We start from the raw sequence: 24,706 nt of genomic DNA on the forward strand, positions 1-24,706 counted from the left end.
GCCGTCGCCGCATCGGGCAGATGGCCCGCATCCGGAATCCCGCCGGGGTCAGGCCTATCGGTGAACCGCGCGGTTTTCAGGATGCGGAGATGCCCCTTGGGCCGGTGTTTTTACGCGGGATGGGGACAAAACCCGCCGGTGCGCTTGCACCGCGAAGTGTCAGGATCGAGTATTGCGCATGATAAGACGGGATGGATCGCCGATGGCGAAAGCGGCAGGCATGAATAAAACCGCGTCGGGACTGGCCGGTGCTGGCATGCTGGGCGCCCTGCTGGCGACCTCGGCACTCAGCGTTCCGGCCCTCGCGCAAGAGGCGCCGTCGATCGCTCCCGGCTCGCAGGCGCTGCCGACCGTGCCCGAAGGCAATGTCATCCGCACCATTTCGGTAGCGGGCGCCCAGCGGCTGGAGCCGCAGACGATCATGTCCTATATCCAGCTGCGTCCGGGCCAGACCTATACGCAGGCCAGCGCCGACCAGGCGCTGAAGGATCTGTACGCGACCGAATTGTTCGGCGACGTCAAGATTTCCGAAACCGACGGTCAGGTGCTGATTCAGGTCGAGGAAAACCCGATCATCAACCGCATCATTCTTGAAGGCAACAAACGCCTCAAGAACGACAAGATCCTGCCCGAGATCAAGCTGGCGCCGCGCCAGATCTATACGCGGTCCAAGGTGCGCGCCGACGTCAACCGCATTATCGAGCTGTACAAGCGGCAGGGCCGTTTCGCCGCCACGGTCGAACCCAAGGCGGTGCAGCTTGACCAGAACCGCGTCGATATCGTGTTCGAGATCAGCGAGGGGCCCAAGTCCAAGGTCCGCCAGATCAACATCATCGGGAACGAGGAGTTTTCCGACGGCGAGCTGCGCGGCGAGATGCTGACGAAGCAGACCGGCTTCCTCTCCTTCATTTCCGGCAACACCAGCTATGACCCCGACAAGCTGGCATTCGACCAGCAGAAGCTGCGCCAGTTCTATCTGACCAACGGCTATGTCGACTTCCGCGTCGTATCCGCCGTGGCCGAGCTTACGCCCGACAAGAAGGACTTCATCATCACCTATGTGGTGGAAGAGGGCGAACGGTACAAATACGGCGACGTTTCGGTCGACAGCCAGCTGCGCGACTTCAATTCCGAAGTGCTGACGCGCCAGCTGACCATGAAGACCGGCGAATTCTATAACGCCCAGCAGGTCGAGGATACGATCGAGGGTCTGTCGGAGACCATCGGCGCGTTCGGCTATGCCTTTGCCACGGTCGATCCGCGTTACGACCGCGATCCCGAGAACCGCACGATGAGCGTGGAATTCGTGATCAACCAGGCGCCGCGCACCTATGTCGAAAAGATCGAGATCAACGGCAATACGCTGACGCAGGACAAGGTGATCCGCCGCGAATTCCGTCTGGCCGAGGGTGATGCGTTCAACTCTCTGCAGGTGCGCCGTTCGACCAACCGCATCAACTCGCTGGGCTTCTTTCAGGAAAACTTCGAGATTGCGCAGGAACCCGGCAGTGCCGACGACCGCATCAACCTGATCGCCAATGTCGAGGAAAACCCGACCGGCGAGCTGCAATTGTCGGCCGGTTTCTCCAGCCTCGAAAGCTTTATCCTGCAAGGCTCCATCCGCGAGCGGAACTTCCGCGGGCGGGGGCAGACGGTGGGCCTGTCGCTCAACTATTCCCGCTATTCCAAGGCGGCGCAGGTCAGCTTTACCGAACCCTATGTGTTCGACCGCAATATCTCGTTCGGGGCGGATATCTATCGCCGCGATTACAACAGCTTCAATTATTATTCGAACGAGCGGAACAACACGTACGAAAACCAGACCACCGGCTTCTCGCTGCGTGCGGGCACGCCGCTCAGCGAATATCTCACGGTGATCGGGCGCTATACGCTGAATTTCGAGGATGTGTCGCTGGGCGACCAGTATTTCTCCGATCCCGATGGCGACGGTATCGAAACCTGCGATCCGCTGATCGCGGGCCGCTATCTGTGCGACGCTTTGGGCAAGCGGACCAGCTCGATCCTTGGCGCGTCTCTGGTGTGGGACAACCTCAACAACCGGATCCGGCCCAGCCGCGGGCACCGCATCGTCGGCAATGTCGATTTCGCGGGCCTTGGCGGCAATGTGAAATATCTGCGCGGCCGCGTGAACGCCGCGAAATACTGGGGTCTGGGTTCGGGCTTCATCTTCTCGGTCCAGGGCGAGGGCGGCTATATCCACGCGCTGGAGGACAATAACGAGCCCTTTACCGACGATGTCCGCCTGACCGACCGTTTCTTCCTTGGCGAGCCGCAGATGCGCGGTTTCGACATTCGCGGCATCGGTCCGCGCGTGCTGCGCAAGGCAGTGATCGACGGCGAGGTGAGCGAGGACCGCGACAACTGGACCGACGACGCGCTGGGTGGCCGCGCCTATTACATGGCCCGCGCCGAGATGGAGATCCCGCTGGGCTCGGGCGCGCGCGAAATGGGCCTGCGTCCTTCGGTATTCGTCGACGTGGGCGCCGTGTGGGGCCTGACCGATCCGGAAGTGAACGACATCTATTACCAGATCGATTCGGTCGACGACGAAGGCAATGCCACCGGCTATTCCTATGTCACCAATCCGGTCGCGCCCGATGGCAGCGATAACGAGCTGGTCTTCGTCGAGGAATATGTCGGCGACAGCCCCAAGCCGCGTGTGGCCGTGGGTATCGGCGTCAACTGGAATTCACCGTTCGGTCCGCTGCGGATCGACTTCTCGAAGGCTCTCGTCAAAGTCGAAGGCGATGATCCCAAGACCTTCAGCTTCAATGTAGGAACGCAATTCTGATGAAACTCAATGCCCCCAAAGCGGTTCTGGCCGCTCTCGCCCTCGGTGCCGCTCCGGTGTCGATGATCGCCCTGTCGGCCCCTGCCGCGGCACAGATCGTCCCCGGCATCGCGATTGCCAATCCCGACGCGATCGTCGCCGCGTCCAGCGCGTTCCAGAACGCCGAAACGCAGCGCCAGACGACCTATAAGGCGCAGATCGACCAGGCAGAGGCGCGCCGCGCGCAGATCGCAGCGCAGCTTGAACCGCTGTACACCAAGCTGGAAGCGGATTCGCAGGCCGCCAGCCCCAACCGTCAGGCGCTGCAGCAGCAGGCCGCGCAGATCCAGCAGATCGAACAGTCGGGCCAGGCCGAAATCAACCGCATGCTGCAGCCCGTGGCGCTGTCGCGCGCCTATGTGGTCGAACAGATTTCCGACCAGCTGACTGCCGCGATGGATGCGGCCAAGGCCAAGCGCAAGATCACGCTCGTCATCTCGCCCAGCGCGGTGATTTCGGCGGAACAGGCCTATAACCTCAATCAGGATGTGGTGAACGAGCTGAACCGCCTGATCCCGAACGCACAGCTGGTGCCGCCCGCCGGCTGGATGCCGCGCGCCCAGCGCGAAGCCGCTGCCGCCCAGCAGCAGGCGCAGCAGCCCGCCGCTGCCGCACCGGCCGGTCGCTAAAGCCAGCCGGAGAGATCATCGATGAGCGAGACGTCCTCCCCGCCCGCCGGAACGGATAATGTCGCCGGAATGGCGATCCCGCGCATCCTCGAGCTGCTGCCGCATCGCTATCCGATGCTGCTGGTGGACCGTGTGGTGTCGCTCGATCCGGAAACCGGCATTCACGCGGTCAAGGCAGTCTCGTTCAACGAGGATTTCTTTCAGGGCCATTTCCCGGGCCGTCCGATCATGCCGGGCGTCCTGCAGATAGAGGCTTTGGCGCAGGCCGCGGGGCTGCTCGCGGTCGAGGCGCTGGGCCTCGCCGGAACGGGCAAGCTGGTCTATTTCCTGGCGATCGAAAATGCCAAGTTCCGCAAGATGGTGGAACCGGGCCATCTCCTCGATCTCAAGGTCGAATTCGTGCAGCGCCGCGCGCGGATCTGCAAGTTCAAGGGCGAAGCCTCCATCGACGGCGAGGTGACCTGCGACGTCGAGTTCACCGCGATGATCGAGAAATAGGGCGTTTCCCCTAGGCTCTTGCCAGAATCGACGCGCGGCGCTATGCGCCCGCCTTTGCTGAAACCCGGTTTATATAAACCCGAGTGTCCGGTCGGAACCGGATGCAACACGCGGAGAATAATTGCCATGAAGGCCGATACCCATCCCGATTACCACATGATCAAGGTGCAGATGACCGACGGCACCGTGTTCGAGACCCGTTCGACCTGGGGTGCAGAGGGTGATACCCTTGCTCTCGAAATCGATCCGACCTCGCACCCGGCATGGACCGGCGGCACCAAGCAGCTTCAGGAAGGTGGCCGCGTGGCGCGCTTCAACAAGAAGTTCGGCGGTCTTACGCTCAAGAAGTAAGCCCTGCCAGCGCGCCTTTTGTCACAGCGCTGACAAACGAAAGGCGGCCCCTGCGGGCCGCCTTTTGCGTTTCTGATGCGGGGCTTGCTTGCCGCTCGAGCCGGTGCGGCAATCGGGTTCAGGCGATCAGATAGGCCGAAACGCCAAAAATCGCCGCCCACAGGCCGACCGCGACGGGCAAGCCAAAGACCAGTCCGCGAAAGATGCGGATCGCATCGTCATGCGCGGCGGGGCAGGTCGGTGCAGCAGCCACATCGGCGGCGGGCGCGGGCGAAACGGGCCCGGGAAAAACGGGGCCGGGCAAAACGGGGGTGAGCGCCACGAGGTCGGCCATGGCCAGTTCGACCTCTTCGACACCATCCAGTTCGTGAACGAACCCTTCCATCGCTTCCCCCGTTGTGCTTGGCGCCGTTTCCGATGGCCGCCAATCTGGCCAAGTCCCTTCGACTTGCCCTTCCCCTTGTTTTTTAGGGGGAAGGTCACTAAGAAAACATTGGCAGACTATTTAGGGAATATTACCTAAACATGCATCCTCGATCCTGGCGCCGTACCAAAAAGACGTCTGCTCGTCCGGCGGCGACGGCAGAGGTTTCGTTCACTGGCGATAGGGCAGTTCGCGGTACCATTTGGTGATCACATATTTCAGCCCCTTGCGCACCTTCATCGCGTGGTGAAGCGTGGCCGCATTGGGCGATCCGTCGGCACGGCGGTTGTTCCAGCAGACCAGCCGGCCCGCTTCGGGCTGGAACATCTTGTTGGCCACCTTGAACCGCGTCGCGCCCCCTGCCTCGGGCGTGTTGAGGTAGATCATGAAGGTCCATGTGCGATTGCCGCCGCGCGAACAATTCGCGTCGTAATCGCGCCCGTTGGGCTCGAAATAATCGGTATGCGCCTTGAATTCCTGCCCCACCTCGTACCGCTGGCCCTGCAGCGGCTCGCCATAGACGGCATCGATGCCCGATAATTCCAGCAGACGTTCCTCCAGCCTTGTCACGACCGGATCGCTTTCGTCGAAATGACAGGTTTCGCTGGTGCGGAAATAATGGTCGCCGTTGCTGTCGGTAATGGTCGAAGGCTGGCGGTTCCGGTCGATCAGCTCGATCAGCCGCGCGCGTTCGTCGTCGGGCAGGAAATCGCGCAGGGTGAACAATTCCAGCTTGGGCGAAGGGAGCCGCTGGATATGCGGCGTTTCGCGCAGACGCGCGCTGACGATAGCTGCCTGTTCGATTGCTTCGCTGGCCATGTGCCTGCCCATAATGGCGCGGCGATCCGCTGCATAGGGGAAACACGGCAACGGCCTTGCTACCGCCACCGGCTGGGCGCATAGGCTCTGCCGCGATGGACAGGCATCCGAATCTTCGCCTCCCCGCTGCGCAATTGGCGCGGGCCAACGGATTCAGCCTGATCGAATTGCTGGTCGCCCTGTTCGTGCTGGCGCTGCTTGCCTCGGCAGCGGTGCTGGCCCTGCCCGACAGCGGCAGCGACCTGCGCCGCGGTGCCGAACGTTTCGCCGCCCGCACCGGCGCTGCCCGGGACGAGGCGATCGTGACCTCGCGGCCCGTGTCGGTCGTGGTCGGGCCTGCAGGCTATTACTTCGAAACGCGCGGCGATGGCGGCTGGCAGCCGCCCGACGCGCAAAGCCTGCAAGGGGGCGACTGGCCGTCGGGCACGGCGGTCAGCCAGTCGGGCGCGGAAGCAACCGCCGACGGCATGGTCGCGGGCGGCAACCGCCGCATCGTGTTCGACAGCCTCGGCCTTGCGAGCGAGGAAGCGCGCATCCACCTCAGCCGCGAGGGGCATGACGCCACCGTCTCGATCGCGCGCAACGGCGATATTCGCACGGAAACGGGGCGATGAGGCGCAACGGCTTCACCCTGATCGAAATGCTGGTGGCGCTGGCGATCTTTGCGCTGGCGGCGCTGGCGCTGCTGCGGATGGAAGGCGCATCGATTTCGCGCACGGCGGATCTGGACCGGCGGCTGGCGATGGAAGTGACGGCGCGCAATCTGGCCGCCGAATGGATGAGCGATCCGGTCCCGCCCGCGCTGGGCGACGAAAGCGGCATGGTGGAGAATGCGGGGCGCCGCTTTGCGTGGACACGCCGCGTCGACGCGCCCGCGGCGTTTCCCGGCACGATCCGCATCGTCATGTCGGTGCGCGAAGCGGGCCAGCCGTCGGGCGGCATCAGTTTCGAACTGGTCAGGGCCGTGCCGCAATGATGTCGCGCCACCCCCGGAACGGTTTCACACTGGTGGAGATGCTGGTCGCGCTGATCATCTTTTCGATCATCGCGGCGGGCGCGCTGGGCCTGTTGCGCTTTTCGGTCGATACCGAAATGGCCAGCCGCGAAAAGACCGGCGACATCGCGGCGCAGCGCCGCCTGATCGCGGTATGGAGCGCCGATATGCAGCAGGCCGCGCCCCGACCCGCGCGCGACAGCGGCGGCGCGCCCGAACCGGCGCTGCTGGCGGGCGAGAATGGCGATCTGCTGGCGATCACGCGCAGCGGCTGGGACAATCCTTCGGGCCGGAACCGCGCTTCGTTGCAGCGCGTGATCTGGCGGATGGACGGGAACCGGCTGGTGCGGATCGGCATGCCCTTTGTCGACGGCGCGGCGCGGCCCGAACCCGGCGTGATGGCCGAACTGCGCGCATCGCCTGACCTGCGGTTCCGGCTGCGGGGCGGCAACTGGGTGGGCACATGGCGTCCGCAAGACCCCGCCGAATTGCCCGTGGCGGTCGAACTGACATTGCCGCAAAGCGATGGCACCAATCTGCGCGTCGTCACCCTTGTCGGATCGGGCCCCGCGCCGGAGGATGCGCGATGAGCCGCCGGATGACCGCGAAGGGCTGGTTTGCCGAGCGGGGCAGGGGCGCGGCCTTGTTGTCGGTACTGGTGCTGGTGGCGCTGATGACGATCATTGCGACATTGATGCTCGACCGGCTGAACCTGGCGACGCGGCTGGCGTCGAACAGCCAGTCGATGGCGCAGGCGCAGCTTTATGCCGCCAGCGCCGAACAGATCGCCGCCGCCCGCCTGACCCGGCTTGTCGGTGCGGATAGCGACAAGACAGTGGACCGCATCGGCCTGCTGGGCCGCGAACAGGCGATGCCGCTGGCGCGCGGCAGCGTCGCGGTGACGGTCACCGATGCGCAGAACTGCTTCAATGTGAATTCCATCGGCGCGGGCGAGACGGGCGAGGGCAAGCGTTTCAACCGCCGCGCGCAGGGGCAATTCCTGCGGCTGATGGAGGGGCTGGCGATCCCCGCCAACGATGCGGCGGTCATCGCCGACGCCGTGGGCGACTGGGTGGACGCCGATGCATCGCCCCAGCCCAACGGGGCGGAGGACGATTACTACCTCTCGCTGCCCGTCCCCTATCGCACGCCGGGCAGGGCTATGGCCGATATTTCCGAATTGCGGGCCGTGCGCGGCATGACCGAGCCGGTCTATCGCCGCTTGCTGCCATGGGTCTGCGCCTTGCCGTCGGGCGACGATGCGATGGTCAATATCAATACCTTGCGTCCCGATCAGGCGCGGCTGATCGCGGCGATGACGGCGGGCACGCTCAGCATCGACCGCGCGCGCGCCTTTATCGCATCGCGCCCGCCTGCGGGGTGGAGTTCGGTGGCGGGCGCAGTCGGGCAGATGGCGCGCGGGGACGATTCGGTATTCGGACCGTCCGCCCTGTCGCAACTGGCCGTGCGCAGCGAGCTGTTTGCCGCCCGCATCGTGGTGCGGGTGGATTCGGTGGTGCTGGAGGAAACCGCACTGATCGATGTGGAGGACGGGGCAGGCCGCGTGGCGGCGCGATCATGGGGCGCGGACCGGTAAGCGCATGTGAGTCGCGCGGTTTTTCATCGCCGCGCGTGTTTCGCAAATTGCGCCGAATTATAATATTGCGCCTTCTGTCACGAAAACGCCGATTTTGCTTTTCATGGGCGACGCTTTGTGCAACAGGCCGCCTCCGCCGTTTGCTAGTGCTTGACGCATGATGCCGACAGTGAAAACAGGGCGCCCCTGCCGGCCCGAAAATCCGGCGGAACACGCGCATTATGGCGATCGTAGCTCAGTTGGTTAGAGCGCCGGTTTGTGGTACCGGAGGTCGTGGGTTCGAACCCCATCGGTCGCCCCATTTTCACTTTGTGGGTGAGCCTGTCCTGCTCCCCATGACACGGCAAAAAGGCGGCCCAGCGATGTGGAGCAATCCCGCATTCGACGAGCATGAGAAGCTCACCCTCGTCCATGATCGAGCGAGCGGGCTGGCCGCGATTATCGCCATTCACTCCACCCATCTCGGCCCGTCGGCGGGCGGCACGCGGTTCTGGCATTATGCCAATCCCGACGACGCGCTGACCGATGCGCTGCGCCTGTCGCAAGGGATGAGCTACAAGAACGCCATGGCCGATCTGCCCATGGGCGGCGGCAAGGCCGTGATCCTTGCACCCAAGGACGGAACCAAGACCCCCGACATGCTCGCCGCGTTCGGCGATGCGGTCGAGGCGCTGGGCGGGCGTTACGTAACGGCGGAAGACGTCGGCATTTCAGAGGCCGATATGGTCGCGGTTTCGAAACGCACATCCTATGTCACCGGCCTTCCCGCCGACGATAGCGGCGCGGGCGGCGATCCGGGTCCCTATACCTCCTATGGCATCTATCTGGGCCTGAAGGCCGCGGTGCAGCACAGGCTTGGCCGTTCGCTGGACGGCGTGCATGTCGCGCTGCAAGGCGTGGGCAGCGTCGGCGGCGGTCTGGCCCGCCTGCTGGCAAAGGACGGCGCAAGGCTGACGCTGGCCGATGTGAACGCCGCACGGGCAGAGGCGCTGGCCGCCGAACTGGGCGGCAAGGCTGTATCTGCGGACAGCATCATGACCGTGCCCTGCGATGTGTTCAGCCCCAATGCGCTGGGCGGCATCCTCGACAGCGCCAGCATTGCCGCGCTCGATTGCGCGATCGTTGCGGGCGGGGCCAATAACCAGCTCGCCACGGCGGATCACGGCAGCGAACTGGCCGCGCGCGATATTCTCTATACGCCCGATTACGTGCTGAACGGCGGCGGGATCATTGCGGTGACCTATGAATATCTGGCGCGCCGCGACGGGGTGGCGGTCAGCACCGACACGATCGATGCCAAGATCGCCGGTATTCCGGGCCGTCTGCAGGCGATCTGGGACGAAGCGGCCAGCACCGGCCGGCCGGTCAATCTGGTCGCCGACGCCATGGCACGCCGCGCCATCGGGCGCTGATCGCGCATAATACCGGCAAAATCGGGCCGCGGGATCGCCGCGGCCCGCCGATTTCGCGGCTGCGGCCTTGTCTAGTGCCCTGCAAACCGGCATGAGCCTTGACCGGCCTTTCGGTCACAGGTTTGCATAAAGACATCCATGCACGGTTTCGCCAATCCCGCCCGCTTTTTGCGCATCGCCCGCTGGCTGACGCCGCTGTTGCTGCTGTCGGGGCTGGTCGTCACCGGCGCGGCGCTGGCCTATGGCCTGTTCCTTGCGCCTGCCGACCGGCTGATGGGCGATACGGTGCGCATCCTTTACATTCACGTGCCTGCCGCGTGGTTGGGGATGGGCGGCTGGACCACCATCGCCATTGCCTCGCTGGTCGAACTGGTCTGGCGGCACCCGCTGGCCGCGATCGCGGCGCGCGCGGCGGCCGTGCCGGGCGCGGTATTCACCGCGATCTGCCTTGTCACCGGTTCGATCTGGGGCCGCCCGACATGGGGCACATGGTGGGTGTGGGACGGGCGGCTGACATCCATGCTGGTGCTGCTTTTGCTCTATTTCGCCTATATCGCGCTGGCTGGCGCGGCACAGCGCGACATGTCGGCGGGTGGCGGGCTTTCGGGGGCAGGCAGCCGCGTCACCGCGATCTTCGGGCTGGTGGGCGCGGTCAATGTGCCGATCATCAACCGTTCGGTGGTATGGTGGAATTCGCTGCACCAGCCGCCCAGCATCACCATGGGCAAAAGCGCGATCGATCCGGCCTTTCTGTGGCCGCTGCTGATCGCGACCGTGGGCTTTTCGCTGCTGTTCGGCGGCGTGGTGCTGGCGCGCATGCGGGCATTGCTGGCCGACATTCAGGCCGAGGCGCGGTTGCGGCGCAAGGCCCAAAAGGCAGAGGGGCAGGCAGAGGTTCTTTCCGCCGCGCCCGATAGTCTGTAAGGCACGCGCGACGGATTCGAAGTGACCCCCCAAATTGACTGAAAACCTTGACCATTGGCCCTTTGTGATCGCCTGCTATGCCATCGGCATCGCGGGCACTGTGGCAATGGCGGGGTGGAGCTGGCTGTCGATGCGCCGCGCCGAAAAGCGCCGCGACGACATCAGGGGACGGAAATGAGCGCTGGCGTCAATCCGCAGGGTATGAAGCCCAAGCATCAGCGTCTGGTGCTGCTGGTGATCGCGCTGGTCGTGCTGATCGGGGCGGGGCTGCTGGCGGCATGGGCTTTGCGCAATCAGGCCAGCTATTTCTATGTTCCCTCCGACATTGCCGGCGATCCGCCCGAAACGGGGCGTGCGATCCGGCTGGGCGGCATGGTGCAGAACGGATCGATCCGGCGCCAGCCCGACGGGGTGACGATCGATTTCATCGTCGGCGACGGCACGGCGACGGTTCCGGTGCGCTTTACCGGCATCGCCCCCGATCTGTTTGTCGAGGGATCGGGCGTGGTCGCCGAAGGCAGCATGGATGCGGACGGCACCTTTATCGCCACCAACCTGCTGGCCAAACATGACGAGAATTACATGCCCCGCGAATTACAGGACATGAGCGAGGCGCAGGCAAGGCAAGTGGTGGCCGAAACCGAATGATCGCGGAAACCGGTCTTGCGCTGCTGTGGCTGGCGGGTGCGCTGGCGATGCTGCAATTCGCATCGGGCGTATGGGCCCTGGCGGGCGGCGATGGCCAGATGCGCGAACAGCCCGCTGCCGCCGTCCGCCCCGCCGCCGTGATGCAGGGCGTGCTGGCCGCGCTGTCGTTCTGCGCCCTGATGATCCTGTTCATCCGCACCGATCTGTCGGTGCTGCTGGTCGCGTCGAATTCGCATTCGGACAAGCCCCTTATCTTCAAGCTGGCGGGCACGTGGGGCAATCACGAAGGGTCCATGCTGTTGTGGGCGACGGTGATGGGGCTGGCAGGCGCGTTGGTCGCGCTGGTCGAACGGCGGCTGCCCGAAAGGACCATCGTGGCGACACTGGCGGCACAGGCCTTTGTTTCGCTGGGCTTTTATGCCTTCCTGCTGTTCAGCTCCAACCCGTTCGAGCGATTGCCGACGCCGCCGATGGACGGGGCAGGGCTGAACCCGCTGCTTCAGGATATCGGCCTCGCCTTCCATCCGCCGACGCTTTATTTCGGCTATGTCGGCCTGTCGGTCGCGTTCAGCTTTGCCGTGGGTGCGCTGGTCACGCGCGAAGTCGGCCCCGCCTTTGCCCGCGCGATGCGGCCATGGGTGCTGGGCGCGTGGATCTTCCTGACGGTGGGCATCACCGCCGGTTCCTACTGGGCCTATTACGAGCTGGGCTGGGGCGGCTGGTGGTTCTGGGACCCGGTCGAGAATGCCTCGTTGATGCCATGGCTGGCGGCGACCGCATTGCTGCATTCGGCGGGCGTGCTGGCATCGCGCGATGCACTGCGGACATGGACGATCATGCTGGGCGTGGTCGCCTTTTCGATGAGCATGGTGGGCACGTTCCTTGTCCGTTCGGGCATTCTGACCAGCGTGCATGCCTTTGCCGTCGATCCCGAACGCGGCACGTTCATCCTTGTGCTGCTGGGCATTTACATCGGCGGGGCGCTGACCCTGTTCGGCCTGCGCGCCACATCGATTCAGGAAGGCAAGCAATTCACCCTGATCAGCCGCGAGGCCGGTCTGGTGTTCAATAATGTGATGCTGACGGCGATCCTTGCGATCGTGCTGCTGGGCACGCTCTATCCGCTGGTGACAGAGGCGTTCGATACGCGCGTGTCCATCGGTCCGCCCTATTTCAATCCGGTGGGCGCGATCTTTGCGTTGCCGATGATGGCAGTGATGGCGGTCGGTCCGCTGCTACGCTGGCGCGGCGACCGCGTGGGGCGCGTGTCGAAACCCCTGATGCTGCCTGCGGCGGCGACACTCGCCACGCTGATCGCGGCGCTGGTGCTGTCTCCGGATATCGGCATATTGCCGCTGCTGGGCCTTGCGCTGGCGGCGGGGCTGGCGATTGCCAGCGTATTGCCGCTGGCGGGCCGCAATCTGCGCCGCACGCCGCTGCCGGTGTGGGGCATGGTCGTCTCGCACCTCGGCCTTGCGGTCGCGGTGGCGGGCATGGCCAGCGAAAGCGCCTTTTCGGTCGAGAAACTGGTCGCAGCGCAGGTGGGCGACAGCGTCGAAGTTGGCCCGTGGGACATCGAACTGGCCGCCATCGATCCGGTCGCGGGCCCGAACTGGACCGCTTTGCAGGCCGATATGCAGGCGCGCTATCGCGGGGCTGCGCCGATTGCGCTGCATCCGCAATCGCGCACCTTCACCTCGCCGGTGCAGACCACCAGCGAAAGCGCGCTGGCGACCCGCTGGAACGGGCAGCTTTACGCCGTTGTGGGCGAGCAGGGCGAGGACGGGCGCTGGCAGCTTCGCCTGTGGTGGAAGCCCTTCGTCCCGCTGATCTGGCTGGGCGGCTTGCTGATTGCGTTCGGCGGGGCGCTGGCGCTGGTCGGCAGGATCGCCAGCGGCTGGCGTCGTCAGGCGAGCATGCGCCGCATTGCCGAGCGGCGGGAAGTCAATCCGCTGGTACGATCCCGCCCTCCGTCAGGCACCACGGCAGGGACCGGAGCATGAGCAATACGGCAACGCAAGGCGCGGCGGACAAGCCCGGCATCGCATGGCTGATCTGGCTGCCGCTGGCGATTTTCGTGTTGCTGGGGGCGCTGGTGGCATGGGGGCTTGCCAATCCCGGTTCGACCGAGGTGGAAAGCCGCATGATCGGCCGGCCCTTGCCCGCGCTGGACCTGCCCGCGGGAACCGACGATCTGCCGACCGTGGTGCTGACGGGCGCGGGCAGCGACGGTCCGCGTCTATTGAACGTATGGGCCAGCTGGTGCGTGCCCTGTATCGTCGAGGCGCCCGTGCTGGACGCGCTGGCGCAGCAGGGCGTGGCCATCGACGGCGTGGCGATCCGCGACAAGCAGGAGGATATCGCCGCCTTTCTGGCCCGTCACGGCAATCCCTATCGCGCCGTCGCGCGCGACGATGTCAGCGCGCTGCAACTCGCCATCGGTTCGTCGGGCGTGCCCGAAACCTTTGTGATCGATGCGCAGGGTATCATCCGTTACCAGCACATCGGCCCGATCATGGAGCGTGACGTGCCGCAGATCATGGCGCAATTGCGCGCGGCAGAGGCGCCGCTGTGAGGAATATTTTCGCTCCCAGGGCGTGGCTGGCCGCGGGCGCGATCGCCGCGATCCTGCTGCTGGTGCTGTTCACGCCGCCGGGTCTGGCGCAGGATTCGCTGCCGCCTGCGCCCTATGCCTACCGCCAGCTCGACGATCCGGCGCAGGAAGCGCGGGCGCAGGAATTGATGGAAACGATCCGCTGCCTGACGTGTCAGAGCCAGTCGATCGCCGACAGCGACGCGCCCATGGCGGGCGACATGCGCAGCGAAGTGCGCCAGCGCATCGCGGCGGGCGAGGATCCCGAGGCGATCCGCCAATGGCTGATCGAACGCTATGGCGATTACATCAGCTACAAGCCGGTGGTCACGGGGCTGACATGGCCGCTGTTCGCCGCGCCCGTGGTGCTGTTGTTGCTGGCCCTGTTCCTGCTGCGCGGACGGTTCCGCCGCAACAGGCACGGTCCGGAATCGGGAGGCGGGGCATGAGCTGGTTTTTTGTCGTCCCGCTGGCGGTCGCGGTGTTCGCCGCGCTGGTCTTCGTGCTGAAACTGCCGCGTCCGGCGTGGGAGCTGACGGGGTCGGCCCTGCTGCTCGGCCTTGCGGGCTATGCCGCGCAAGGCAGCCCGTCGCTTGAGGGCGCGCCCAAGCCGCCGCGCGAAAGCCGCGAGAGCATGGAAGCCGCCCTTGTCGAGGTGCGGCAGGGCATGCAGGCCGAATTCGCGCCGGGCCGCCGCTATCTGGTGACGGCCGATGCCATGGCGCGCAACGGGCAGTTTTCCGCCGCGGCAGCGATCTTGCGCGGGGCGATCCGCGAACATCCCGACGATCCCGATGCGTGGCTGGCGCTGGGCAATGCGCTGGTCGGCCATGCACAGGGCATCGCGACTCCGGCCGCGCTCTATTCCTATGACAAGGCGGCGGCATTGGCGCCGCGCCATCCCGGCCCGCCGTTCTTCGCCGGGCTGGCACTGGCGCAGACGGGCCGATACGCCGAAGCGCGCGACCGCTGGCAATCGCTGCTCGACCGTCCGCTGGCCGATGGCGATACGGCGGACAGCGAACCGTGGCGCGCCGTGCTGGAGGCGCAGGTGCAGCAACTCGACGCGCTGATCGAAGCGCAGCAGGGCCAGATGGCCGCGCCTGCGCGATGATCCGCGCAGCGCCATGGCGGTGTTCGCAATCGCAGCAGGGGCATTGGAAGTATGCCCCCAGTGCTCGCTTGCGGTGCATCATGGGCGCTGCTAATCGCGCAGCCCTGTTTGCCGGACCCGACGGAATCGGGGCGGGCAACGACCACAGACCGGAGTTTTTTCTGGCTTGAGCAGCGAGTTGGCATCGCACGGGGGCGGACATGCGCTTACCGGCAAGGAACGCACCAGCGCCAAGCTGAAGCTGGCGGCGGGCGCGGTCGGCATCGTGTTCGGCGATATCGGCACCAGCCCGCTTTACGCTTTCCGCGAAACATTCGTCGGGCCGCATCCGCTGGCCTTGGACAAGCTGCATATCCTTGGCGTGGTCAGCCTGATCTTCTGGTCGATGACGCTGGTGGTTTCGATCCAGTACGTGACGATCCTGATGCGCGCCGACAACAAGGGGCAGGGCGGCAGCCTTGCGCTGGTCGCGCTGATCTCGCGCCATATGGGCAAGTCGCGGTTTGGCTGGCTGACGGTGTTGCTGGGGGTGATGGCGACATCGCTGTTCTATGGCGATTCGATGATAACCCCTGCGATTTCGGTGCTTTCCGCCGTGGAAGGCCTGACCGTGGTGGAAGCGCGTTTCGAACAATGGGTCATCCCCATCGCGCTGGTCATGCTGGTCGGCTTGTTCCTGCTTCAGAAGCGCGGGACGGCCAAGGTGGGGGCGCTGTTCGCGCCGATCATGATCACCTATTTCTGCGTGCTGGCAGTGCTGGGCGTGACCCATATCGTGCAGAACCCGGGCGTGCTGGTGGCGCTGAACCCGTGGTATGCGGTGCAGTTCTTCATGGTCGACAAGACGCTGGCGTTTCTGGCGCTCGGCTCGGTCGTTCTGGCGGTCACGGGGGCAGAGGCGCTGTATGCCGATATGGGCCATTTCGGCCGCGGCCCGCTGCGGATCAGCTGGTTCGCATTCGTGATGCCCGCGCTGCTGCTCAACTATTTCGGGCAGGCGGCGATGGTGACCAGCCTGTCGGGGCCCGACGCGGCAGAGGCGATCCGCAATCCCTTCTTCATGATGGCGCCCGAAGTGATGCGCTTTCCGCTGGTGATCCTGGCCATGCTGGCGACCTTTATCGCCAGCCAGGCGGTGATTTCGGGCGCGTTCTCGATCACGCATCAGGCGATGCAGCTGGGCTTTATCCCGCGCCTGTCGATCCTGCACACCAGCGAGACCGAGGCGGGGCAGATCTATATCCCCGCGATCAACTGGGCGCTGATGGTGGCGGTGATCCTGCTGGTGCTGACCTTCCGGAACTCGTCCAATCTGGCCAGCGCCTACGGCATCGCGGTCACGGGCGCGATGCTGATCGATACCTGCCTGCTGGCGGCGCTGTTCCTGGCCGTGTGGCGGTGGAAATGGTGGATGGCGGTGCCGGTGGTGGTGCTGTTCTTCATCGTGGACGGCGCCTATTTCGCGGCCAATGCGACCAAGGTGCCCGATGGCGGCTGGTTCCCGCTGCTGATCGGCGCGGTGGCGTTCACCCTGCTGACCACATGGGCCAAGGGGCGCAAGCTGATGCACGAACGCATGGCCGAGGTTGCGCTGCCGATCGAGATTTTCGCCAAGTCCGCGACCAATTCGGCCACGCGCGTGGCGGGCACGGCGATCTTCATGGCGTCCAGCACGGCGGGCGTGCCATCGGCGCTGCTGCATAATATCAAGCACAACAAGGTGCTGCACGAACGCGTAGTCGTGCTGACGGTAAAGATCGCGGACTATCCCTATGTCGATCCGGCCAAGCGGCACGAGATTCACGATCTGGGGCGCGGATTCTATCGCCTGATCCTGCATTACGGTTTCATGGAAGAGACGGACGTGCCCAAGGCTTTGGCCGATATCGACCATTGCGGCGGCATGTTCGACATGATGCAGACCAGCTTTTTCCTGTCACGGCAGACCCTGCTGCCGTCGGAGAATCCGGGCATGATGATCTGGCGCGAGAAGGTGTTCGCCTGGATGCTGCGCAATGCGGCCAATGCGATGGAATTCTTCCGCTTGCCCACCAATCGCGTGGTCGAACTGGGCAGCCAGCTGGAAATCTGATTGCGCCCGCCCGTTCGGGGCCGGTCCGACGCGTTTTTGCGGCGGAACCGCCCCCTTCGTGCCGCATTTCATGCTATGATGCTTCCGCTTTGAAGAAGCGCATGGAACGAGAGGAGAGTCGATATGCAGGAAACAACCCGCAAAGACCGTGAAAACGAACTGCGCCAGCTGATCGACAAGGTCAGTGCCCAGCCCAACCGCAGCTGGACGGACGAGCGCAAGCGGATCGCCGTGCTGCAAACCCAGCTGGCATCGCAACAGGCCGCTGCCTGAACGGGCGGTTCACCGCCGTAAACACAGGACGGGCAGTGCAGGGCGGGCCGCAGATGGCCTGCCCGCTGCCTTCAGCATTCAGACGGGCGCTGGCAGACGGGGGCTGGCAGACGGGGTGCTCTTAAACGGGCGGGTGGGTCGTTTCTTCCTCGACCTCGTCTTCCTTGCCCAGACCTTCGCGCATCATCATCGGCAGCTGCATAAAGGTGAACAGGAACGACAGCGGCATGAACAGCCAGAATTTGGCGGTCAGCCATTGTTCGAACGGCAGCGCCGCGCGCATTACTTCGTTCAGCACCGCCAGCCCGACGAAATAGAATCCCCAATTGCGCGACAGCATCAGCCAGCCGCGATCCGACAATCCCTCGAACGCGGCGCCCAGCAGATATTTCAGCAGCGGCCTGCCCATGCGCCAGCCGACCAGCAGCGCGACCGCGAAGATCGCATAGATGATCGTCGGCTTGACCTGCACGAACACGGGGTCCTGAAAAAAGATCGTCAGCCCGCCGAAAAACACGATCAGCGCGGTCGACAGCATCAGCATCGGGGTGATGTGCCCCAGCTTCCATTTCGACACGCCCAGCGCCACCAGCGCCGCCGCGATGAACGCGCCGGTGCCTTTCACCACGGCCAGCACCTCGCCCACGGCATTGCCCTTTTCCTCGGGGCTGAAATAGCGATAGACGAGGAAGAAGATCAGCAGCGGCCCGTAATCGATGGCAAGGTTCAGCCAGCCGGATTTTTTCTTGGCGGGCGCGGCTTCGGTTTGCTGGGTCATCATGCCACTCCGGCGATTACGCGGGCGACCAGATCGGGATCGAAGGGGCGCAGATCGTCGATCCCTTCGCCTACGCCGATGGCGTGGATGGGCAGGCCATATTGCTCTGCCGCCGCAACCAGCACGCCGCCGCGCGCCGTGCCGTCCAGCTTGGTCATCACAAGGCCGGTCACGCCCGCCACTTCCTTGAACACATCGATCTGCGACAGCGCATTCTGCCCGTTGGTCGCATCCAGCACCAGCACCACATCATGCGGCGCTTCGGGGTTGAGGCGGCCCAGAACCTTCCGGATCTTGGCAAGCTCGTCCATCAATTCGCGCTTGTTCTGCAGGCGGCCCGCCGTGTCCACGATCAGCGCGTCGCTGCCCTTGTCGGTCGCGGCCTTGACCCCGTCGAACACCACGCTGGCCGGATCGCCGCCCTCGGGGCCAGTTACCACGGGCACGCCGATGCGGTCGGCCCATACTTTCAACTGCCCGATGGCAGCGGCGCGGAACGTGTCGCCCGCGGCCAGCATCACCGAATAATCCTCTTCCTGAAACAGATGGGCCAGCTTGGCGATCGTGGTCGTCTTGCCGCTGCCATTGACCCCGATGACCAGCACGACATGCGGGCGGGGAAATGCGGTAACGTCAAGCGGTTTCGCCACGGGGCGCAGGATTTCGGCAATTTCCCCGGCCACCGCTTCCTGAATGGCGCGCTGGTCGGCACCGCGGTCAAAACGGCGTTCGGCCAGCTTCTCGCGGATGCGCATGGCCGCGCGCGGGCCAAGGTCCGACAGGATCAGCGCATCTTCCAGCTCGTCCAGCTGCGCATCGGTCAGCCGCGTCTGCCCGCCGATACCGGCAAGGTTCTCGCTCAGCCGTTCGGACGTCTTGCGGAAACCGCCGAAGACGCGGGTCTGCCAGCTCTCGCTCATGCCGCTTCTCCGACCAGCAGGCCTTCGTCGCGCTCGGTGATGCGCAGGCGGGCGGTTTCGCCCTGTGCCATGCCGGCGGGCAGGCGGACGGGAGCGAAATTCTCGGCATGGCCGGTGCCGTCGCGTTCGGCCAGCACGGTCTGTGTGCTGCCGACCAGCCCGTCCAGCCATTGGCGCCGCTGCACGGCGACCGCGCCGCGCATTTCGGCAGCGCGGGCCTTTACGCGCACCGGATCGACTTGCGGCATGCGCGCGGCGGGCGTGCCGGGGCGCGGGCTGAAGGGAAAGACATGGCCATGCACGATATCGCAGGCGCTGATGATGGAGAGATTATTGGCGTGCATATCGTCCGTTTCGGTGGGAAATCCCGCGATCAGATCGGCGCCTACGGCCAGTTCGGGGCGGCGGTTTTTCAGCCGTTCGACAAGGCGGATCGCGTCGGCGCGGCTGTGGCGGCGCTTCATGCGTTTCAGGATCATATCGTCGCCCGATTGCAGCGACAGGTGAAGATGCGGCATGAAACGCGGCTCGTGCGCGGCCATGTCTTCCAGCAGCGGATCGATTTCCGCCCCGTCGATAGAGGACAGGCGCAGACGGGCAAGACCGGGACAGGCATCGAGCAGCGCGCGTACCAAAACCCCCAGCGCGGGCGCGTCGGGCAGGTCGTGTCCCCAGCTTGTGACATCGACGCCGGTCAGCACGATCTCGGGCGCGCCCTGATCCAGATGGTCGGCCACGATCCGCACGATGTCGTCGACCGGCAGCGACCGGCTGGCCCCGCGACCCTGCGGGATCACGCAAAAGGTGCAGCTGTGGTCGCAGCCGTTCTGCACGGGAACGAACGCGCGCGTGCGGGCGCGGGCGGCCGGCTGCGGTGCCAGCCGCGGTGCATCGCCTGCCGACCATGCGCGCGGTTCCAGCTTGGCCGCATTGGCGACCAGACCGTCGACTTCGGGCATGGCGGCGATCTGCTCGCCTTCGATATCGGCGGCGCATCCGGTGACCAGCAGGCGCGCGTCGGGATGGCTGCGGCGCAGGCGGCGGATCGCGCGGCGGGTCTGGCGCACCGCCTCTTGCGTGACGGCGCAGCTGTTCACCACCACGGTCTTGTCGGCGCTGCCGTTCAGGATCGCGGCAATGCGCTCGCTCTCCGCCATGTTCAGGCGGCAGCCCAGGGTTACGATTTCAGAGGCGCTCAAGCGTAAGCCCCCCAATCGAAAGCGCCGGTATAGGATATGGTCGCGGGGCCGGTCATGGTGATGCGGCCCTTCGCCTCTGCACTGTCCTGTCCCCAGCCGATCACCAGATCGCCGCCGGGCAATGACACGGTCACCTCGCGGTCGACCAGACCGCGCCGCATCGCCGCGACCGCCGTGGCGCAGGCGCCCGTGCCGCACGCCCGCGTCAGCCCCGCGCCGCGTTCCCATACGCGCAGGCGGATCGCGCCGCGCGACAGGACCTGTGCGACATTGACGTTGACGGCCTGCGGGAACACCGGATCATGTTCGATTACCGGCCCGATCTCGCCCAGCGGGATCGCGGCCAGATCGTCGACGAAGAACACCGCATGCGGATTGCCGACATTCACCGCGACGGGGGTGTCCAGCATGTCCCAGCCGACCGGCATCGCCAGCGTGTCCATCGCATAGGCCAGCGGGATCGCATCCCATTCGAAACGCGGAACGCCCATGTCGACCGCAATGCCCGCTGCATCGGGGCGCACCGCCAGCAGCCCGCCCAAAGTCTCGACGGTCAGTTCACCGCCCACCAGCAGGCCGACCGCGCGGGTCGCATTGCCGCAGGCCTCTACCTCTCCGCCATCGGAATTGAAGATGCGCATGCGGATATCGGCCATGTCCGACGGTTCGATCAGCACAAGCTGGTCGCAGCCGATGCCGGTATGACGGTCGGCCAGCGCGGCCGCGATTTCGCCATTGATCGGCGGCAGCGGCTCGGCACGGGCATCGAGCACGACGAAATCATTGCCGAGCCCGTGCATCTTGGTGAAGGGGATGCGCATAACAGGCCCGCATCTATGCAGCGGGGGGCGTTACGTCCAGTCCCGCGCTGCGTCTTTCGGACCAATCGCCCTGTGCGGCGATCAGCCTTTGGCGGCGCGGGGCGGTTCGCCGTCTTCGGGTGTCCTGGCCGCATCGGGGCCAAGGCGCGACGGAGTGCGCACGTCCTCGGCCAGTCGCGCTTCGCTTTTCAGCCGCGCATGGACCTTTTCGGCAGGCTCGGGACGGCCATAGAAATAGCCCTGACCCTTGAACTGGCCCAGGCCGCGCAAACGGTCGCGCACATGCTCGCTCTCGATCCCCTCGGCCGTGACGGGCAGGCGCATGCCCGCCCCGATCGAGGTGATCGCGCTGACCAGCGCGGCATTGTCGCCGCTGCGGCCAAGCTCTGCGATAAAGCTGCGGTCGATCTTGATCCGGTCGAAGGGCAGGGCGCGAAGCTGGGCGATCGACGCATAGCCGGTGCCGAAATCGTCAAGGCTGACCGATACGCCCTGGTTCTTCAGGCTGGTAACCAGCGACCGGACGAGACCGATATTTTCGTGCAGGCAGCTTTCGGTCACTTCGATTTCCAGCCGTTCGGGCGGGAATTTCGCCGCGGCCAGCAGTTTCAGAAGTTTCTGCGCAAACCACGGATCGCGCAATTGCACGGGCGAGATATTGACCGACAGGGTCAGCGCCGGATCCCAGTCCGCCGCATCCTTCAGCGCCTGTGCGATCACGGCTTCGGACAATTCGGCGATACAGCCGATTTCCTCGGCCACGGGGATAAAGAAATCGGGGGTGACAAGGCCCAGCGTGGGCGATTGCCAGCGGGCCAGCATTTCGAAACCGGTCAGCTCGCCGGTTTCCACATCGACCTGCTGTTCGTAAAAGGGCACGAATTCGCCGCGCGCGATGCCGCGACGGATGCCGCTTTCCAGCTCGCTGCGCAGCTTCAGCTCGCGCTCCATTTCGGGGGTGAACCAGTCGTACCGGTTCCGGCCCATCTTCTTGGCGTGATACATGGCGATATCCGCCATATGCAGCAGTTCGCCCGCCGCATTGGGGCCGGGCTGTTCCAGCTCCACGCTGGTCGCAAGGCCCAGCGACAGGCCGACGGCCAGCTCGCCGCCATTGATGGCGATGGGCCGCTGGGCGATATCGATGATGCTGGTTGCCAGCTGGTCGATCAGGTCGGGCGAGGAGCGGTTATAGGGGACCACGCAGGCGAATTCGTCACCGCCCAGCCGCGCCAGCCGCGCACCGGGCGGCATTTGCGCACGGATGCGCTGCGCGATCTCGATCAGCATGCAATCGCCCGCGCGGTGGCCGTTGAGGTCGTTGATCTGCTTGAAATTGTCGAGGTCGATCATGACGAAGGCGACCGCCTTGTCGAGCTTTTCGGCCTCGAGCACCATTTCCTCGGTCAGGGGCAGGATTGAACGGCGGTTGAGCGACCCCGTCAGCGGATCGGTCAGCGCCAGTTCGCGGGCCTCTTCCTCGGCGATGCGGCTCTTTTCGACTTCGCCGATCAGTTCCTTGTACCGGCGCCAGCCAAAGATGATCAGCGCGATATTCAGCAGCAGGGCGCTGGCCGCCCATTGCGCGGGTCCGTCGCCGTCGCCATTCAGAAAGCCGACGACCTGCGGCATGACCGCGCCCGCATGGCCCACCAGCATGATGGTCGCCGCGATGATCACGCCCAAAAGCACAAGATCGCGCTCCGCCCGGCGATACCGGTCGGTCGGACGGTTGCCGCCCTTTCCCTTGGGGTGTTTGGCGCGATCACTCATCGCAAATATCTGCTCCACGGCCCTTGGCGCGATTCCGGCGCCTGAACGGTGGGGATAGGGGGCAGACCCTAAAAAAGAGGTTAAGCGGCGCTTTTTGTTGCCCCTTCCGCAAGGGGCGGAATGACGCGAGGGGATGCTTGCCGGTGCCAGCGGGGCGCGCTTACGCTTGCCAGCGGGGCGTACTGGCGCTTGCCAGCGGGGCGTACAGGTGCTTGCCAGCGGGGCGTACATTTGCTTGCCAGCAGGGCGTACTGGCGCTTGCCAGCGGGGCAGGGCCGATGTATGGGGCGCACCGAACCGGACGGGAAAGGCCATCGGCCTGCCGCGAACGGGATCATGCACAAGGGCGGTTCCCATGGCGCCGCACGCATTGACATACACGCTGGTCGGCGAGGTTTCGCCCACCGGCGTTTTCGGCGTTTTACGCCGGTTTTGAACGGTTTGCGGCGGTTTTCGCGGCAGGCATAACAGGAGAAGCGGCGGACACGCCGGAGGTGACCCATGTTTGATGCACTGTCCGACCGGCTCGGCAATGTCTTCGATTCGCTGCGCGGTCGCGGCGCGCTGAAGGAAGACGACGTCCGCACCGCCATGCGCGAAGTGCGGATCGCGCTGCTGGAGGCCGATGTCGCGCTTCCCGTGGTGCGCCGCTTTATCGATACGGTTACCGAACGCGCGATCGGGCAGGAAGTGCTCCGCTCGGTCACGCCGGGGCAGCAGGTCGTCAAGATCGTCAATGACGCGCTGGTCGAAATGCTGGGCGGCGATCCCGAACAGGGCGGAAGCCCCGAAGCGGCGAAACTGGATCTGGATGCCAAGCCGCCGGTCGTGATCATGATGGTCGGCCTGCAGGGTTCGGGCAAGACCACCAGCACTGCCAAGATCGCCCGGCGCCTGAAAGAGACCGAGGGCAAGAAGGTCATGATGGCCTCGCTCGACGTCAATCGTCCGGCGGCGCAGGACCAGCTGGCCGTTCTGGGCGAGCAGGCGGGCGTGGCGACGCTGCCGATCATCGCGGGGCAACAGCCGGTAGAGATCGCAACCCGCGCGATCTCGGCGGCGAAATTGCAAAGCTTCGACGTGCTGATGCTCGACACCGCGGGCCGCCTGCATGTCGACGAAGCGCTGATGGCCGAGATGAAGGCGGTCGCCGCCGTCTCGACCCCGCGCGAAGTGCTGCTGGTCGTCGACTCGCTGACGGGTCAGGACGCGGTGAACGTCGCCCAGTCCTTTACCGGAGAGGTTCCGCTGACCGGCGTGGTGCTGACCCGCATGGACGGCGATGCCCGCGGCGGCGCGGCGCTGTCGATGCGCGCGGTCACCGGCAAGCCGATCAAATTCGCGGGTACGGGCGAAAAGCTGGACGCGATCGAGGTGTTCCACCCCTCGCGCGTGGCCAATCGCATCCTTGGCATGGGCGATATCGTGTCGATGGTCGAAAAGGCCGCGACCGCCGTCAAGGAAGAAGACGCCGAACGCCTTGCCAAGCGCATGGCCAAGGGCGAATTCGACATGAACGATCTGCGCATGCAATTGCAGCAGATGTCGAACATGGGCGGCATCGGCGCGATCGCGGGCATGCTGCCGGGCATGAAAAAGGCCAAGGCGGCGATGGCGCAGTCGGGCATGGACGACAAGGTGCTGCTCCACATGGACGCGATCATCGGGTCGATGACGCCCAAAGAGCGCGAGAAGCCGCAACTCCTCAACGCCAGGCGCAAGAAGCGCATCGCGGCGGGTTCGGGCACGCAGGTGCAGGACGTGAACAAGCTTTTGAAAATGCATCAGGAAATGGCCAAGGCCATGAAGCAGATCAAGAAGATGGGCGGGCTGAAGGGCCTTGGCCAGCTGTTCGGAAAAGGCGGTCTGGGTGCCGCCATGCCGGGTCTTGGTGGCGGCGGCGGAATGGGGGGCGGCATGCCGGGTCTTCCCGGCGGCGGCGATATCCCGCCCGAGCTGCAGAACCTGCTGAAAAAGAAATGATTTCGTGAATTTT

At 65.1% G+C, this 24,706-nt stretch carries 26 protein-coding genes and 1 tRNA gene; 20 read left to right on the forward strand and 7 right to left on the reverse strand.

The features are described from left to right. Positions 1–220: 220 nt before the first annotated feature. From bamA to rpmE, 4 genes are all read left to right on the forward strand, one after another. Positions 221–2,812: an outer membrane protein assembly factor BamA gene (gene bamA, locus LOZ74_RS05185; protein WP_230293197.1), complete on the forward strand. Its 2,592-nt coding sequence runs from the start codon at positions 221–223 to the stop codon at positions 2,810–2,812. Further along, positions 2,812–3,480 (forward strand): OmpH family outer membrane protein, encoded by a 669-nt coding sequence (locus tag LOZ74_RS05190; protein WP_230293198.1) that lies wholly within the window; start codon positions 2,812–2,814, stop codon positions 3,478–3,480. Before bamA ends, LOZ74_RS05190 begins: the two co-directional genes overlap by 1 nt. 21 nt (positions 3,481–3,501) lie before the next feature. Further along, the gene (fabZ, locus tag LOZ74_RS05195; RefSeq protein ID WP_230281520.1) at positions 3,502–3,978 is read left to right on the forward strand and encodes a 3-hydroxyacyl-ACP dehydratase FabZ; all 477 of its coding nucleotides are present in this window, start codon (positions 3,502–3,504) and stop codon (positions 3,976–3,978) included. A 126-nt stretch (positions 3,979–4,104) separates the two neighbouring features. Then, a complete protein-coding gene (gene rpmE, locus LOZ74_RS05200) occupies positions 4,105–4,329 on the forward strand; it encodes a 50S ribosomal protein L31 (protein ID WP_230281519.1) in 225 nt (74 codons plus the stop codon). 118 nt (positions 4,330–4,447) lie between these two features. Here the strand turns inward: rpmE and LOZ74_RS05205 are convergent, their stop codons facing one another. Both LOZ74_RS05205 and LOZ74_RS05210 read right to left on the reverse strand, forming a co-directional pair. Beyond that, positions 4,448–4,714: a hypothetical protein gene (locus tag LOZ74_RS05205; protein WP_230293199.1), complete on the reverse strand. Its 267-nt coding sequence runs from the start codon at positions 4,712–4,714 to the stop codon at positions 4,448–4,450. A 210-nt stretch (positions 4,715–4,924) separates the two neighbouring features. Next, positions 4,925–5,572, reverse strand: coding sequence for a 2OG-Fe(II) oxygenase (locus tag LOZ74_RS05210; protein ID WP_230281517.1), 648 nt, complete (start codon positions 5,570–5,572; stop codon positions 4,925–4,927). A 95-nt stretch (positions 5,573–5,667) separates the two neighbouring features. Here LOZ74_RS05210 and LOZ74_RS05215 point away from each other — a divergent pair, with 95 nt between their 5' ends. From LOZ74_RS05215 to LOZ74_RS05285, 15 genes are all read left to right on the forward strand, one after another. Next, positions 5,668–6,186: a GspH/FimT family pseudopilin gene (locus LOZ74_RS05215; protein ID WP_230293200.1), complete on the forward strand. Its 519-nt coding sequence runs from the start codon at positions 5,668–5,670 to the stop codon at positions 6,184–6,186. Then, positions 6,183–6,548 (forward strand): type II secretion system minor pseudopilin GspI, encoded by a 366-nt coding sequence (gene gspI / locus LOZ74_RS05220; protein WP_230293201.1) that lies wholly within the window; start codon positions 6,183–6,185, stop codon positions 6,546–6,548. Before LOZ74_RS05215 ends, gspI begins: the two co-directional genes overlap by 4 nt. Next, positions 6,545–7,156 (forward strand): type II secretion system minor pseudopilin GspJ, encoded by a 612-nt coding sequence (gene gspJ / locus LOZ74_RS05225; RefSeq protein ID WP_230293202.1) that lies wholly within the window; start codon positions 6,545–6,547, stop codon positions 7,154–7,156. Before gspI ends, gspJ begins: the two co-directional genes overlap by 4 nt. Then, positions 7,153–8,163, forward strand: coding sequence for a type II secretion system minor pseudopilin GspK (gene gspK / locus LOZ74_RS05230; RefSeq protein ID WP_230293203.1), 1,011 nt, complete (start codon positions 7,153–7,155; stop codon positions 8,161–8,163). Before gspJ ends, gspK begins: the two co-directional genes overlap by 4 nt. 224 nt (positions 8,164–8,387) lie before the next feature. Next, positions 8,388–8,464, forward strand: a tRNA-His gene (locus tag LOZ74_RS05235). Between the two features lie 61 nt (positions 8,465–8,525). Continuing rightward, entirely contained in the window at positions 8,526–9,575 is a 1,050-nt protein-coding gene (locus tag LOZ74_RS05240) for a Glu/Leu/Phe/Val dehydrogenase (RefSeq protein ID WP_230293204.1), read from the forward strand. A 138-nt stretch (positions 9,576–9,713) separates the two neighbouring features. Next, positions 9,714–10,499, forward strand: a complete 786-nt coding sequence (gene ccmC / locus LOZ74_RS05245; RefSeq protein ID WP_230293205.1) for a heme ABC transporter permease CcmC — start codon at positions 9,714–9,716, stop codon at positions 10,497–10,499. A gap of 34 nt (positions 10,500–10,533) precedes the next feature. Continuing rightward, positions 10,534–10,677, forward strand: a complete 144-nt coding sequence (locus LOZ74_RS05250; protein WP_230281510.1) for a hypothetical protein — start codon at positions 10,534–10,536, stop codon at positions 10,675–10,677. Then, on the forward strand, positions 10,674–11,147 hold the full coding sequence (gene ccmE, locus LOZ74_RS05255; protein ID WP_230293206.1) for a cytochrome c maturation protein CcmE: 474 nt from the start codon (positions 10,674–10,676) through the stop codon (positions 11,145–11,147). Before LOZ74_RS05250 ends, ccmE begins: the two co-directional genes overlap by 4 nt. After that, positions 11,144–13,150, forward strand: coding sequence for a heme lyase CcmF/NrfE family subunit (locus LOZ74_RS05260; RefSeq protein ID WP_230293207.1), 2,007 nt, complete (start codon positions 11,144–11,146; stop codon positions 13,148–13,150). Before ccmE ends, LOZ74_RS05260 begins: the two co-directional genes overlap by 4 nt. Further along, the gene (locus LOZ74_RS05265; RefSeq protein ID WP_230293208.1) at positions 13,147–13,722 is read left to right on the forward strand and encodes a DsbE family thiol:disulfide interchange protein; all 576 of its coding nucleotides are present in this window, start codon (positions 13,147–13,149) and stop codon (positions 13,720–13,722) included. Before LOZ74_RS05260 ends, LOZ74_RS05265 begins: the two co-directional genes overlap by 4 nt. 50 nt (positions 13,723–13,772) lie before the next feature. After that, entirely contained in the window at positions 13,773–14,189 is a 417-nt protein-coding gene (locus tag LOZ74_RS05270) for a cytochrome c-type biogenesis protein (RefSeq protein ID WP_370638901.1), read from the forward strand. Next, entirely contained in the window at positions 14,186–14,854 is a 669-nt protein-coding gene (locus tag LOZ74_RS05275) for a tetratricopeptide repeat protein (RefSeq protein ID WP_230293209.1), read from the forward strand. The genes LOZ74_RS05270 and LOZ74_RS05275 overlap by 4 nt, the downstream gene beginning before the upstream one ends. Before the next feature lie 178 nt (positions 14,855–15,032). Beyond that, positions 15,033–16,946: a potassium transporter Kup gene (locus LOZ74_RS05280; RefSeq protein ID WP_370638902.1), complete on the forward strand. Its 1,914-nt coding sequence runs from the start codon at positions 15,033–15,035 to the stop codon at positions 16,944–16,946. A gap of 123 nt (positions 16,947–17,069) precedes the next feature. Next, positions 17,070–17,219 carry a hypothetical protein gene (locus LOZ74_RS05285; RefSeq protein WP_230293210.1) on the forward strand — a complete coding sequence of 50 codons (150 nt, stop codon included), beginning with the start codon at positions 17,070–17,072 and terminating at the stop codon, positions 17,217–17,219. Positions 17,220–17,340: 121 nt separating this feature from the next. Here the strand turns inward: LOZ74_RS05285 and LOZ74_RS05290 are convergent, their stop codons facing one another. The 5 genes from LOZ74_RS05290 to LOZ74_RS05310 form a co-directional block, all read right to left on the reverse strand. Continuing rightward, on the reverse strand, positions 17,341–18,000 hold the full coding sequence (locus tag LOZ74_RS05290; RefSeq protein ID WP_370638878.1) for an inner membrane-spanning protein YciB: 660 nt from the start codon (positions 17,998–18,000) through the stop codon (positions 17,341–17,343). Further along, on the reverse strand, positions 17,997–18,917 hold the full coding sequence (ftsY, locus tag LOZ74_RS05295; RefSeq protein ID WP_230293211.1) for a signal recognition particle-docking protein FtsY: 921 nt from the start codon (positions 18,915–18,917) through the stop codon (positions 17,997–17,999). Before ftsY ends, LOZ74_RS05290 begins: the two co-directional genes overlap by 4 nt. Beyond that, the gene (locus LOZ74_RS05300) at positions 18,914–20,116 is read right to left on the reverse strand and encodes a MiaB/RimO family radical SAM methylthiotransferase (RefSeq protein WP_230293212.1); all 1,203 of its coding nucleotides are present in this window, start codon (positions 20,114–20,116) and stop codon (positions 18,914–18,916) included. Before LOZ74_RS05300 ends, ftsY begins: the two co-directional genes overlap by 4 nt. Further along, positions 20,113–20,937 carry a diaminopimelate epimerase gene (gene dapF / locus LOZ74_RS05305; RefSeq protein WP_230293213.1) on the reverse strand — a complete coding sequence of 275 codons (825 nt, stop codon included), beginning with the start codon at positions 20,935–20,937 and terminating at the stop codon, positions 20,113–20,115. Before dapF ends, LOZ74_RS05300 begins: the two co-directional genes overlap by 4 nt. Positions 20,938–21,018: 81 nt before the next feature. Beyond that, positions 21,019–22,710 carry a bifunctional diguanylate cyclase/phosphodiesterase gene (locus LOZ74_RS05310; protein ID WP_230293214.1) on the reverse strand — a complete coding sequence of 564 codons (1,692 nt, stop codon included), beginning with the start codon at positions 22,708–22,710 and terminating at the stop codon, positions 21,019–21,021. A 501-nt stretch (positions 22,711–23,211) separates the two neighbouring features. Between LOZ74_RS05310 and ffh the strand changes: the two genes are divergently transcribed. Further along, positions 23,212–24,693 (forward strand): signal recognition particle protein, encoded by a 1,482-nt coding sequence (gene ffh, locus LOZ74_RS05315; RefSeq protein ID WP_230293215.1) that lies wholly within the window; start codon positions 23,212–23,214, stop codon positions 24,691–24,693. Positions 24,694–24,706: the final 13 nt, after the last annotated feature.

Origin of the sequence: Croceicoccus sp. Ery5, assembly GCF_020985325.1 — a bacterium.
Lineage (GTDB): Bacteria > Pseudomonadota > Alphaproteobacteria > Sphingomonadales > Sphingomonadaceae > Croceicoccus.